Origin of the sequence: Rhizobium sp. R634, from assembly GCF_002211305.1 — a bacterium.
Classification (GTDB): Bacteria; Pseudomonadota; Alphaproteobacteria; order Rhizobiales; family Rhizobiaceae; genus Rhizobium.
The window spans coordinates 140,028-152,832 of sequence record NZ_LOKW01000028.1 but is presented as its reverse complement, the minus strand read 5'-3'; the positions used below and the strand labels follow the sequence as shown (position 1 = coordinate 152,832).

Below are 12,805 nucleotides of genomic sequence, written 5' to 3'. Positions count from 1 at the left end.
TCTGTCAGCCGGCCAGTTCTTCGGCCCGTTTGCGCGCGGCAGCGAGGGCCGCATCGAACAGGGGCTGCATGCCGTCCTCGGCCATCAGCACGGCGAGCGCTGCCGCCGTCGTGCCGCCTGGAGAGGTCACATTCTGCCGCAGCCGCGAGGCTTCGTCGGGGGACTGGTGCAAAAGTTCACCAGCCCCCGCGACCGTTTCCCGCGCAAGACGCATGGCGAGGTCCGCCTGCAGGCCGAGTTTACGGCCTGCTTCTGCCATACATTCCACGAGATAAAACACATAGGCCGGACCGCTGCCCGAAAGCGCCGTCACGGCATCAATATCGGCTTCCTCAGGCACCCATTCGACCGGGCCCGAGACCTTGAGAAGGCCATGGACACGCTCGCGCTGCTGATCGCTGACTGCGGCATTGGCAAAAGCGCCGGTCACGCCGCGCCCGACCATGGCCGGCGTGTTCGGCATGGCGCGCACCATGGCCGCCTTGCCAAGATGTTTTTCGAGAAAACCGAGCGTCTTGCCGGCCGCGACCGAGACGACGACCGTGTCCGGTCCGACGGCGCTCTTCACCGCAGGCAGCACCGTCTCCATCACCTGCGGCTTGACCGCAAGGAACAGCACTCCCGCCTTCAGCTTGGCCGGAAGAACGGTCAGATGCGTCGCCCCCGCCTCGTTAATCGTCGCCAGCATCGCCGGCGATGGGCCGGGATCGACGACAACCACCGCCGAGCCCGGAACGCCGCTTTTCAGCCAGCCGGAGAGCATCGCTCCGCCCATATTTCCGGCGCCAATCAGGACCACGGGATTTTTCGAGGAGAAAGCGTTCGCGGGCATCTATGCCTCGCCGACCGTTTCGAAGAGCACGGCTTCCATCGCCTTCGTCGCGTCCATGCCGGACCAGACGACGAACTGGAATGCCTGGAAATAGGCCTCGCAGGTGTCGAGCGCGCTGGAAAGCAGCACCTCCACCTGGCGGTTCGTAGGCTCCGCGCCACCGGCAAGCAGCAGCGACTGGCGGAAGATGACGACATCTTCCTGACGCCAGAGGTCGAAATGCCCCATCAGCACCTGCCCGTTGATCGCCGAGAGCAGCTTGACCACCTCGTTGACCCTGATGTCGGGAACTTTGATGTCGAAGGCGCAGCCGAGATGCAGCGCCTCGAATTCCTCCATCCAGGAGAAGGAGACATGGTAGTCCGCCCAGCGGCCTTCGACCGTCATCGCGATCTCGTCCTCGCCGGACCGTTCGAACGACCAGTCATTGTTGGAGGCCACGTACTCGATCATATCGACCGGGTTCGACTGACGCTCGACTTCCAATTCCATCAGGTTCATGCAGCACCTTCTTGACCGGAACGAATGCGACCTAACTTGCTGTTACAAACACAAGAAAAGACACACGCAAATACCGGAACCACCACTCGGATGATCGTTGAACCGCTGCCAGACTTAACGCAGATAACCTGCCCGGAGCTTACCAAGTCGCTTCGAATCATCATTTAAAATCAGTGTATAATGGCCCTTGCCACCTGCCAGCCCCCTGAGCGGAAAATAGGGCAAGGCCACTGTGGAAAGCACTTCGAAACTCAATTCAGAAGGGAGAATAAGCGACTCTGCGTATTGGCTTTTTTGGCAGTGTCCACAGGTGGAAAACTCACCTGAATTTTTTGTGACGGACGCGGCATGGGGCAATGGAGCCATGCCGCGTCCCGCATTCTGTCGGAACTTTAGTGGCCTTCGCCGGCAAGCCTTGCTTCAAGCGCCGCAATGCGGGCCGCAAGCGCCTCGTTCTCGTCGCGCGCCTTGATCGCCATCTCGCGCACGGCCTCGAATTCCTCGCGCTTGACGACGTCCATGCTGTTCAGCCAACGCTCGGCCTGGGCGTTGAAAGCGGTCTCGATTTCCTTGCGGACGCCCTGGGCGGCACCGGCCGCATCGGTCATCAGCTTGGCGAACTCGTCCATGATGCGGTTCGTTCCGGTCGTCATGGCGTTTTTCTCCCTTCGCATGAGGTGAATTCAGCCCTTCGGGGCCTCGAAGATTGAGGTAGGGCTTCGCCACCCGCGATGCAAGCGCCTTGCGCGCGATAGCCTTCGCTGGAAGGCGCAGTGCAAGAGCGATCACGAACAATGCACTTGACCGTCCGGGATCGCGGCGGCATGTTCCGCCGATCTCAACGGATGGGAAAACCTTGCCGACAGCAGCCAATCTCCTTGCCATCATGCCTTTCCCTGACATCAATCCGATCGCCATTTCGATCGGCCCACTGGCGATTCATTGGTACGGCCTGGCCTATGTCGCCGGCATCCTGCTCGGCTGGGCCTATGCGCGCCGCATCGCCGCCAATGACAGTCTCTGGCCAGGCGATCGTTCGCCGATATCGAAGACGCAGCTCGACGACTTCATCGTCTGGGCAGCCCTCGGCGTCGTGCTCGGCGGCCGTCTCGGCTATATCTTCTTCTACGACCTGTCCGCCGTCCTGCGCGATCCCGTGCGTGCGGTCGAGATCTGGAACGGCGGCATGTCCTTCCACGGCGGACTGGCCGGCACGACGATCGCCATGATCATCTTTGCCCGCCGCCACGCCATTCCGATCTGGAGCCTGTTCGACATCGTCGCCGCCGTCGTTCCCTTCGGCCTCTTCTTCGGCCGCATCGCCAATTTCATCAATGGCGAGCTCTGGGGCCGGCTGACCGACGTGCCCTGGGCCGTCGTCTTCCCGGCTAGCGATACGCTTGCTCGCCACCCGAGCCAGCTCTACGAAGCGGGCCTCGAAGGCATCGTTCTGCTCCTGGTGCTCGCCACCCTCGTCTATGGCATGCGCGCGCTGAAGAGCCCTGGCTTCGTCTCCGGCGCCTTCGTCTGCGGTTATGCGTTGTCGCGGATCTTCGTCGAGTTCTTCCGCGAGCCCGACAAACAACTTGGCTACCTCCTCGGCACCAACTGGCTGACCATGGGCATGGTCCTCTCCTCGCCCATGGTCCTGCTCGGCCTCTGGGCGATGTTCCGAGCCCGCCGCCAGGCTGCGCTGCAGCTCTGACAACGGCAGGACGCACGACATGACCACGGCTTTAGGCGAAAAGATCAAGGCGATCATCCAGGCCAACGGCCCGATCAGCGTCACCGATTATTTCTCGCTCTGCCTCGCCGATCCCGAACATGGCTATTACCGCACCCGCGAGCCCTTCGGCCGCTCCGGCGATTTCGTCACCGCCCCGGAGGTCAGCCAGATCTTCGGCGAGATGATAGGCGTCTTCGTCGTCCATGCCTGGCAGCGTCACGGCACGCCGGCCGGCGTGCGCCTCATCGAGATCGGCCCGGGCCGCGGCACGATGATGGCGGATATGCTGCGCGTCATCGCCCGCATCGCGCCGCCGCTCTTCGATACGATGAGCGTGCATCTCGTCGAAACCAGCGAGCGCCTGCGCGACGTCCAGAGCCAGACACTCGAATCCTACGGCGAAAAGATCGCCTGGCACGACGGCTTCGACGAAGTGCCGCCGGGCTTCACCCTGATTGCCGCCAACGAGCTGTTCGACGCGATCCCGATCCGCCAGTTCGTCCGTACGCAGACCGGCTTCCGCGAGCGCATGGTCGGGCTCGATGCCGATGGCGAGCTGACCTTCGCCGCCGGCGTCGCCGGCCTCGATCCCGCGCTGCTGCCCGAACCGGTGCAGAACCTGCCGCTCGGCACGCTCTTCGAAATTTCGCCCGCCCGCCAGGCGGTGATGATGGCGATCTGCGAGCGGCTGCGCGCCTTCGGCGGCACGGCGCTGGCGATCGATTACGGCCATCTCGTCACCGGCTTCGGCGACACGCTGCAGGCGGTGCGCATGCATGAATTCGACCCGCCGCTCGCCCATCCCGGCGAAGCCGACCTGACGAGCCATGTCGATTTCCAGCAGCTAGCCGAAACGGCGCTCGCGGCCGGCCTTCATCTGAACGGCGCCCTGCATCAGGGCGATTTTCTGACCGGCCTCGGCATCATCGAACGCGCCGCAGCGCTCGGCCGCGACCGCGAGCCGCAGACACAGCAGGTCATCCAGACGGCGGTCGACAGGCTCGCCGGCGCCGGCGAAGGCCGGATGGGAGAACTCTTCAAGGTCATGGCGGTCTCCCACCCCGCGCTCGACCTCATGCCCTTTCGTCCGGTGGATTGACAGGGCGCACGCGGCTGGGCCAACATCCGCGCGAAGCAGCAACTTGACGCGCGCCGCCTATGCGATGCGCGCGGGACGATACAAACCCCTTTGAAAACCCCGGAATCACAGATGCAGGACGCGGCCTCTCCCGCACCGATCGAAAGCGCGCTGCTGAACGAAGCGACGGGCAACACGATCCGCCACGGTTACTTCACCCGCGCCGGCGGCGTCTCCGAAGGGATCTATCGCGGCCTCAATGTCGGCCTCGGCTCCAGCGATGAGCGCGGCAACGTCATGGAAAACCGCCGCCGTGTCGCCGCCTGGTTCGGCCTGCCGCTCGAGCGGCTGGCGACCGTGCATCAGGTCCATTCCCCCGACGTCGTGACGATCGGAGCCGATTATGACGGCGCCCGCCCCGAGGCGGATGCGATGGTCTCGGCCACCCCGGGCGTCGTGCTTGGCGTGCTCGCCGCCGATTGCGGACCGATCCTTTTCGCCGATCCGGACAATCGCGTCATCGGCGCCGCCCATGCCGGCTGGAAAGGCGCGCTGACCGGCGTGCTCGAAAACACCGTCGCCGCCATGGAAGCGCTGGGTGCGCAACGAGGCAATATCCTTGCCTGCCTCGGTCCATCGATCAGCCAGGCGAGTTATGAGGTCGGCCCGGAATTCGTCGAACGCTTCGTCGCCGAGAACCCGGATTACCAGCGCTTCTTCGCGCCTTCGGCAACGCCCGGCCACGCCATGTTCGATCTGCCGGCGCTGACGATCGAGCGGTTGAGACAGGCCGGCGTGCGCGCCGAAAGCCTCGGCCTCTGCACCTATCCGGATAGCGAACGCTTCTTTTCCTATCGCCGGACGACACATCGCAAAGAGCCGGATTACGGCCGCCAGATTTCAGCGATATCAATCAGGGAGATTTGAGCAGAATGGCATTGCACTTCGAAAAGGCCGAGTTCGCAAGCCGCCTTGCGCGCCTCACCGAGAAGATGAAGGAAGAAAAGCTCGACGCGCTGCTGCTCTTCGCCCAGGAAAGCATGTACTGGCTGACCGGCTACGACACTTTCGGCTACTGCTTCTTCCAGACGCTGATCGTCAAGAGCGACGGCACCATGGCGCTGATCACCCGCTCGGCCGATCTTCGCCAGGCCAAGCACACCTCGATCCTCGACGACGTCCACGTCTGGGTCGACAGGGTCAATGCCGATCCGACGCTCGACCTGAAGAACCTGCTGGTAGACATGGATCTGCTCGGCGCCCGCATCGGCGTCGAATATGACACGCACGGCATGACCGGCCGCGTCGCCCGCCTGCTCGACGCGCAGCTGACCACCTTCGGCCAGATCGTCGATGCGTCATACCTCGTCAGCCGCCTGCGGCTCGTCAAGAGCCCGACGGAGATCGCCTATGTCGAACGCGCCGCCGCTCTCGCCGACGATGCGCTCGATGCCGCGCTGCGGCTGACGAAGCCCGGCGCCGACGAGGCCGATATCCTCGCCGCCATGCAGGGCGCGATCTTTTCCGGCGGCGGCGATTATCCGGCAAACGAGTTCATCATCGGCTCCGCTGCCGACGCCCTGCTCTGCCGCTACAAGGCCGGCCGCCGCAAGCTCGACGCCAACGACCAGCTGACGCTCGAATGGGCCGGCGCTTACGCGCATTACCATGCGGCGATGATGCACACGATCGTCATCGGCGAGCCGATGCAACGCCATCGCGAACTTTATAATGCCTGCCGCGAAACCATCGAGGCGATCGAGACGGTGCTGAAGCCCGGCCATACGTTCGGCGACGTGTTTGACATGCATGCCCGCATCATGGACGAGCGCGGCCTCGCCCGCCACCGGCTGAACGCCTGCGGCTACTCGCTCGGCGCCCGCTTCTCCCCCTCCTGGATGGAGCATCAGATGTTTCATGTCGGCAATCCGCAGCCGATCGAGCCGAACATGTCGCTCTTCGTGCACATGATCATCGCCGATTCCGACACGGGCACGGCGATGACGCTCGGCCAGACCTATCTGACGACGACGGATGCGCCGCAGACATTGTCGCGCCATCCGCTCGATTTCATCGGCCTCTGAAGTCCGAAATCGACCGGTGAGAATCCGGAATTGACAGAGGACCATCCCCGCCCGCATAAATTCCGGCAGGGCTGACGTGAATATGGGAAGGACGGATCAAGGGATGACGCGAGCTGCGATTGCGCCCACGCTCCTCTTCGTCATGGCTCAGCTGACCGCCTGCAATACCACCGATGCGCTGACACCGCAGGTCGATATCGGCGATTCCTCGGGACCCGCAAGGTCGAGCCCGGTGACGCAGACGGAGGCCGAGAGTCTGGCCGGCGCCCGCCAGCCGGCATTCGCCGCGAATACGCGGCAAAGCGGCTATCACCCGGCCTATGACCAGACCCAGCGAACCTATCAGCCTGGTTCCGGCGCGCCTCCGACGACGATGCAGGAGCAGGCCGACGCTCTGTCGAGGAACGGCTCCTCGCCAGCCGCCTCCGCCCCGATCGAGGAACAATCGCTGCCGCCGCCGACAAGCGGCGGCGAGCCTGCCGTTCCGCCGGCCGAGCCGCAGCAGCCGCAGCAGACCGCCGCCCTCGATCCCGGGGGCTCCTCCGCCCGCGGCAACACCGTCCGCTTCCTGCCGATCATCGGCGCGCCGGTTCAGGCGGTGACCCCGCTTTCGCGCCAGCTTGGCGCCGAAGCGCGCTCGCATGGGCTTTCCATCAAGAGCTCGAACGACGCCAGCAGCGACTATATCCTCAAAGGCTATCTCTCCGCCTTCAGCGATGACGGCAAGGTCACCGTTGTCTATGTCTGGGACATTCTCGACAATGGCGGCGCCCGGCTGCACCGCATCCAGGGACAGGAAAGCGTGCCGACAGCCGCGGCAGACCCCTGGGCTGGCGTCCCGGCCTCGGTGATGCAGCAGATCGGCTCGAAAACCATCGCGGAATTCACCTCCTGGCGGCAGACTCAGGGCGGTTAGTCACAAAGTTTTTGCAAATATGAAAGTCTGCCCTTGCATTCACGGGGAAGCTGACTAAAAAGCGCGGCTATCAGCGCATAACAGGCGGACCAACATGAAGGTTTTCGCAGGCAATTCGAACCGGCAACTCGCCGAAGCGATCTGCACCTATCTCAATGTTCCCTTGGGGAAAGCCAGTGTCCGAAGGTTTGCCGATCAGGAAATCTTCGTCGAGGTCCAGGAAAACGTGCGCGGCGAGGATGTTTTCCTCGTGCAGCCCACGTCCTTTCCTGCCAACGACCATCTGATGGAACTGCTGATCATGATCGACGCCATGCGCCGATCCTCAGCCCGCCGCATCACTGCCGTGCTTCCCTATTTCGGTTATGCCCGCCAGGACCGCCGCGCCTCCGGCCGCACGCCGATCTCGGCCAAGCTGGTTGCAAACCTCATCACCGAAGCCGGCGCCGACCGCGTCATGACGCTCGATCTCCATGCCGGGCAGATCCAGGGCTTCTTCGATATTCCCACGGACAATCTCTATGCGCTGCCGGTCCTGACGCGCGACATCAAGAGCCACTATGACCTCAGCAACGTCATGGTCGTCTCGCCCGATGTCGGCGGCGTCGTTCGCGCCCGTGCGCTTGCCAAGCGGCTGGACTGTCTTCTGTCGATCGTCGACAAGCGTCGCGATCGGCCGGGTGAATCCGAAGTCATGAACATCATCGGCGACGTCACCGGCAAGGACTGTCTGCTGATCGACGACATCGTCGATTCCGGCGGCACGCTCTGCAACGCGGCCGATGCGCTGCTCGCCCAGGGCGCTTCGAGCGTCACCGCCTACATCACCCACGGCGTGCTTTCCGGCGGCGCCGTCACCCGCGTCACCTCGTCCAAGCTGCGCGAGCTCGTCATCACCGACTCGATCCAGCCGACGACTGCCGTGCAGTCCGCCCATAATATCCGCGTCGTGACGACCGCTCCGCTGATCGGCGAAGCCATCAGCCGCACGAGCCAGGAAGAATCCGTCTCCAGCCTCTTCGACTGACAGGCCTGGCCGGCAGCAATTCCCAGTAAAAAGCCGTCCGCATGATGTGCGGACGGCTTTTTCCTTGCGATGTTCTCGGCTCAACGGCTGAAAGCCGTCTTCTGCTGTTGATCGGCGAGATTGTCGATGAACCAGTTCGGATAGACCGGCGCCGGCTCGGTCGCAGCGTCGAGCGCTGCCAGTTCGCCTTCGTCGAGCGTCAATTCCGCCGCCCCGAGATTGTCGGCCAGTTGCTGCGGCTTCGAAGCGCCGAGCAGCACGCTGGAAACCGCCTTCTTGGCCAGCAGCCACGCGATCGCCACCTGGGCGACGCTCGCTCCGTGGGCGACCGCGATCACCCGCATCCGCTCGACCAGTGCGAAACCCTGTTCCTTGTCGAAAGGCAGGATATCGAAGCCGGAATAGCGGTTGTCGGGATCGCCGAGCGTCTCGCGGGTATATTTGCCGGAGAGAAAACCGGAGGAGAGCGGGCTCCAGACGGTGAGGCCAAGGCCATAGCGCTGCATCATCGGCAGAATGTCCCGCTCGATATCGCGGCCGAGCAGCGAATAATGCATCTGCCCGTGCGTGAAGGGCGCGAGCCCGTTCGCCTTCTGGATTTCGAGAGCGGCCGCCACCTTCCAGGCCGACCAGTTGGAAAAGCCGATATAGCGCGCCTTGCCGGAGCGCACCACGGCATCGAGCGCCGACAGCGTCTCCTCCAACGGCGTGAACGGATCTTCCTTGTGGACAATATAGACGTCGATCCAGTCGGTCCCGAGCCGTTTCAGGCTTTCGTCGACCGACCACAGGATGTGGCGGCGGGAAAGCCCCGCCTGTCCGAGCGGCGTGCCGGTGCGGAAGCCGACCTTGGTGGCGATCACCACCTCGTTGCGCCGTGCCTTCAGCACCTGTCCCAGGATCTGTTCCGACTGGCCGGAGGCATAGGCATCCGCCGTATCGAAGAAGTTGACGCCGGCATCGAGCGCCTGCCCAACCAGCGCGTCGGCGGCATCGGCCTCGGTCTTGTAGATCGAGCCCATGCTGCGGTCGCCCGACGTGAAGGTCATCGCGCCGAAGGCAAGCCTGGAAACGGCAAGCCCTGTGCGGCCGAGAGTCGTATATTTCATGTCGTCCTCCGTTGGGTTCTCGTGAGCGGATTGGTGTGACAATGCCAGAATGCATTATTGCGAAAAATCCGCCGGATCGATAAACCTTATGAAGCTGAGCTTCATAATCGACCAATGGCGCCTGATCCTTTCACCGGATTGACCGAATTCCTGGCCGTCGCCGACGCCAGAAGCTTCACCGCTGCCGCCGCATCGCTCGGCGTGACGCCGACCGCCGTCAGCCAGGCGATCCGTGCGCTCGAGAAAAGGCTCGGCGTGCCGCTCTTCGTCCGCACTACGCGGCGCGTCGCGCTCACCGAAGCAGGCGCGGCCCTCTTCCAGCGGGTTCGTCCCGCCGCTGCCGACATCGCCGATGCCTTCGACATGCTGGGCGGCTTCCGCGACCGCCCGCTCGGGCATCTGCGCCTCACCGTACCGCGCATGGCAGTGCCGCTGATCGTCACACCGCTGCTGCCGCGGTTCCGCCAAGCCTATCCTGACATCTCGGTCGAAATCTCGGTCGACGATGCGGCGATCGACATTACCGAACGCGGCTTCGACGCCGGCATCCGCATCGGCGAGGCGATCGAGAAGGACATGATCGCCATGCGGCTGACATCGGATATCACCTGGACGGTCGTCGGTTCGCCCGACTATTTCGCGCGGCATGGTCGGCCGGCTACGCCGGAGGATCTCACCCGCCATCAGGCAATCCGCTACCGCTACCCGACGTCGGGCGTCGTCTATCGCTGGGAATTCGAACGCGACGGACGCGACTTCGCGGTCGATCCGCCAGGCGGCCTGATCGTCAACGATTTCCTGCTGCTGCTCGAACTCGCCGAAGCCGGGCTCGGTCTTGTCTACTTGCCGGATATATCCGTCGCGGAAGCGGTCGCCTCAAGACGGCTCGAGCGCGTGCTCGAGGCCTTTCTGCCGACCGCGCCCGGCCTCTTTGCCTATTTCCCCGCCCGCTCGCAAACGCAGCCGAAACTGCGCGCCTTTCTCGACATGGCGTCGACGCTGCTGCGCCGCAAGGGATAAAACCCCGCGCGGCGCGCGTCTTCTTCGGGCGAGGCCGACGGGATTACGGCTGCGGATCGGCTTCCTTGACCACCTGGCCGTTGACGGAAATCGCGCCGTCGCGACCGATGCTGATGTCCCAGCGCGAGCGGCCGTCCGGATCGGTCTTGGCGAAACCCTTGACCATCATGATGCCGAAGGAGACTTGGTTGAGGTCGGGATCGGTCTTGGCAAGCTCCTGAACCGCGGCGATCGTCTTGTCGAGATCGCGGGCAAGGATCGTCGCCTCCATCGAATAGTCCTTCTCGGTATCGACCCGGCCTTCGATCTTGCCCGTCACATCGACGTCGTAGACGCCTGACTTGGCGCTGATCTTCGGAAACTCCACCGTAAGCAGGCCGTCGCGGAAGAGCTTCTTGCCCATCTCCTCGCCGGTCTTTTCAGGCGCCTTATCGTTAAAATCAAATGTCATGAGGGTGTCGCCGAGGCTGGCGAAATCCAGATTGGGAAGAGCAAGCTGGAAATCGAAATCGGTCGGCATGAAGGTGGCATAGTTTGCCGGCATCAGCGGGGTGTCGAGGCTGATCTCCTGCGCATTGAAACCGAAACCGAAACGCACGGCATCGCTCGGCCCGTCGATGGCGAGGTTGTAGCCGAATGCCTTGGCGCCGCCCTTGCCCATCTCGCTGCTGACGATCAGATTGTTGACCCCGATCGTCTCGCTGAAGGAAGTCAGAAGCGGGAAGGCTTCTTTCACTATCCCCTTTATCTTGTCGCTCTCCGCAGGGCTCAATTGGTCCTGGTCGAGATGGCCGAGAACGAAGAAGACCATCTCGCGAATCTGCTTTGCCGGCAGGCCGTTCACCTTGGCCTCGACATCGACAGAGTCGGCACGGATTTCAACGGGCGGCATCTGCAGCCCGGAAACCTGCTCGACGAAACCCGACATCGAGCCGGTGCCGACAAAATCGACGCGTCCGTTGCCGCCCGCGCTATCCGCCGAACTCAGCTTTTGGTCCATGCTGGCGATGGTGGCATGGACCTCCTCGGTTTCGGATTTGCTCGATAGCTTGATGTCCTTGGCCGCGAAGGTGCCGGAACGCAGATAGCTGATCGCCGGGTCGAAGACGCCGGTATAGACGAGCGAAGCGATGGAATAGGTGAAATCCGTCGGCTTCTGGTCCGGGCCCTTGAAATGGCCGGAAACGTTGAAGTTGTTGTCGCCTTCGATGTTCCAGAGCCCGCTGTCGAGAGGTGTGGTGAACATCGAGAACGGCGTCAGTCCGTTGATCGTGAGCGTCGCCGGATCGGCTTTGGCAAGCAGCTTCGCCAGATCGTAGATGACCTCATAGCGCGTGCCGGCCGGATTGACGGTGATCAGGCCGCTCTTCGCCAATTCCTCCGGAAGCAGCTTCGTCAAAGTCTCCTTGACCGCGTTGGCGCCGTCCTGGTTGATCTCCGCGCTTTCGGCCGTGGTGAAAAGGCAAAGGGCAAGCAAGCTCGTTGCCGTGACAAGTTTGAGACGCATAGTCTGTTTTTCTCCTCAGCCGCTTTTTTGATTGCGGTCATCCAAAGATGTGAAGCGCGCTGATGTCAAGCCAAGCGGCGGCAGCCATTGGCAATTTTGCCGCTTGGCCGGACGTGGATTGCCAGCGATTTCAATGAGGCTTGTCTTTTCGATTTGCCGCTCATGCGGCGGCGGAAGCGCTCCAAATCCGCAACTTGCGTTTCCGGGCGACTTATAATATAGGCCACCGGTCCGCGTAGACACCCTTGGAGGCAACGCGGATGAGGATGGGGAAACCCGCCTCCGGTTCGACGGAACAAGGCTTTTGCCCACCGCCGAACTCTCCAAATAACCTCGAAAGGAATAGCCATGAGCCAGGAAACTTACGAGCTCAAGGCCGAGGCGCGCGAACGGGTTGGTAAGGGGTCCGCCCGTGAACTTCGCCGCAACGGTTTGATCCCCGCTGTCATCTATGGTGACAAGCAGGCCCCCATTGCCATCGCTCTCAACACCAATGAGGTGACGAAGCGCATTCACGCCGGTGGTTTCATGACCACCGTGGCGACCATCGAAGTCGACGGCAAGAAGTACAAGGTTCTGCCGAAGGACTACCAGCTCGATCCGGTCCGTGATTTCACCCTGCATGTCGATTTCCTCCGCGTCTCCGGCAACACCCAGGTGACCGTCGAAATCCCGGTTCACTTCATCAACGAAGAGAAGTCCCAGGGCCTCAAGGTCGGCGGCGTTCTAAACATCGTCCGCCACTCGGTCGAAGTTCATTGCCCGGCCGATGCGATCCCGGAATTCTTCAACGTTGACCTCAGCGGCAAGAAGATCGGCGACAGCATCCACATTTCGGAAGTCACCCTGCCGAAGGGCGTGACCACGGTCATCGACCGCGACTTCACGATCGCGACCATCGTCGCTCCGGCTGCCGGCGTCGACGAGAGCGCCGCAGAAGGCGAAGCTGAAGCCTGATCGCTTCGACCAATTTGTAAAGCATATGGCCCGCTTCCCCCTGGGAAG

General features: G+C 62.8%; 13 protein-coding genes. 8 read left to right on the top strand and 5 right to left on the bottom strand.

Annotated elements, in window-relative coordinates:
- Nucleotides 1–4: 4 nt before the first annotated feature.
- The 3 genes from proC to ATY77_RS30060 form a co-directional block, all read right to left on the bottom strand.
- Nucleotides 5–832, bottom strand: a complete 828-nt coding sequence (proC, locus tag ATY77_RS30070) for a pyrroline-5-carboxylate reductase (protein WP_088690097.1) — start codon at nucleotides 830–832, stop codon at nucleotides 5–7.
- Nucleotides 833–1,333 carry a YbjN domain-containing protein gene (locus ATY77_RS30065; RefSeq protein ID WP_088673092.1) on the bottom strand — a complete coding sequence of 167 codons (501 nt, stop codon included), beginning with the start codon at nucleotides 1,331–1,333 and terminating at the stop codon, nucleotides 833–835.
- 392 nt (nucleotides 1,334–1,725) lie between these two features.
- A complete protein-coding gene (locus ATY77_RS30060; protein ID WP_064684479.1) occupies nucleotides 1,726–1,986 on the bottom strand; it encodes an accessory factor UbiK family protein in 261 nt (86 codons plus the stop codon).
- Nucleotides 1,987–2,189: 203 nt separating this feature from the next.
- Here ATY77_RS30060 and lgt point away from each other — a divergent pair, with 203 nt between their 5' ends.
- The 6 genes from lgt (at nucleotide 2,190) to ATY77_RS30030 (ending at nucleotide 8,164) form a co-directional block, all read left to right on the top strand.
- On the top strand, nucleotides 2,190–3,038 hold the full coding sequence (gene lgt / locus ATY77_RS30055; protein WP_088690096.1) for a prolipoprotein diacylglyceryl transferase: 849 nt from the start codon (nucleotides 2,190–2,192) through the stop codon (nucleotides 3,036–3,038).
- A gap of 19 nt (nucleotides 3,039–3,057) precedes the next feature.
- Nucleotides 3,058–4,158, top strand: a complete 1,101-nt coding sequence (locus tag ATY77_RS30050) for a class I SAM-dependent methyltransferase (RefSeq protein WP_088690095.1) — start codon at nucleotides 3,058–3,060, stop codon at nucleotides 4,156–4,158.
- Nucleotides 4,159–4,269: 111 nt separating this feature from the next.
- Nucleotides 4,270–5,064 carry a peptidoglycan editing factor PgeF gene (pgeF, locus tag ATY77_RS30045; protein WP_088690094.1) on the top strand — a complete coding sequence of 265 codons (795 nt, stop codon included), beginning with the start codon at nucleotides 4,270–4,272 and terminating at the stop codon, nucleotides 5,062–5,064.
- Between the two features lie 5 nt (nucleotides 5,065–5,069).
- The gene (locus ATY77_RS30040) at nucleotides 5,070–6,221 is read left to right on the top strand and encodes a Xaa-Pro peptidase family protein (protein ID WP_088690093.1); all 1,152 of its coding nucleotides are present in this window, start codon (nucleotides 5,070–5,072) and stop codon (nucleotides 6,219–6,221) included.
- Nucleotides 6,222–6,324: 103 nt separating this feature from the next.
- Entirely contained in the window at nucleotides 6,325–7,137 is an 813-nt protein-coding gene (locus tag ATY77_RS30035; RefSeq protein WP_088690092.1) for a hypothetical protein, read from the top strand.
- Nucleotides 7,138–7,231: 94 nt separating this feature from the next.
- Nucleotides 7,232–8,164 carry a ribose-phosphate pyrophosphokinase gene (locus ATY77_RS30030; protein ID WP_088673086.1) on the top strand — a complete coding sequence of 311 codons (933 nt, stop codon included), beginning with the start codon at nucleotides 7,232–7,234 and terminating at the stop codon, nucleotides 8,162–8,164.
- 80 nt (nucleotides 8,165–8,244) lie between these two features.
- On the opposite strand, the gene ATY77_RS30025 is transcribed toward ATY77_RS30030, so the two are convergent.
- Complete coding sequence (locus ATY77_RS30025; protein WP_088690091.1) at nucleotides 8,245–9,273, bottom strand: aldo/keto reductase; 1,029 nt, start codon at nucleotides 9,271–9,273, stop codon at nucleotides 8,245–8,247.
- A gap of 114 nt (nucleotides 9,274–9,387) precedes the next feature.
- Between ATY77_RS30025 and ATY77_RS30020 the strand changes: the two genes are divergently transcribed.
- Entirely contained in the window at nucleotides 9,388–10,293 is a 906-nt protein-coding gene (locus ATY77_RS30020) for a LysR family transcriptional regulator (protein WP_088690090.1), read from the top strand.
- Between the two features lie 43 nt (nucleotides 10,294–10,336).
- Here ATY77_RS30020 and ATY77_RS30015 read toward each other — a convergent pair whose 3' ends face one another.
- Complete coding sequence (locus tag ATY77_RS30015) at nucleotides 10,337–11,800, bottom strand: hypothetical protein (RefSeq protein ID WP_088690089.1); 1,464 nt, start codon at nucleotides 11,798–11,800, stop codon at nucleotides 10,337–10,339.
- A 348-nt stretch (nucleotides 11,801–12,148) separates the two neighbouring features.
- Between ATY77_RS30015 and ATY77_RS30010 the strand changes: the two genes are divergently transcribed.
- Nucleotides 12,149–12,757, top strand: coding sequence for a 50S ribosomal protein L25/general stress protein Ctc (locus ATY77_RS30010; RefSeq protein ID WP_088673082.1), 609 nt, complete (start codon nucleotides 12,149–12,151; stop codon nucleotides 12,755–12,757).
- The last annotated feature ends 48 nt before the right edge of the window (nucleotides 12,758–12,805 follow it).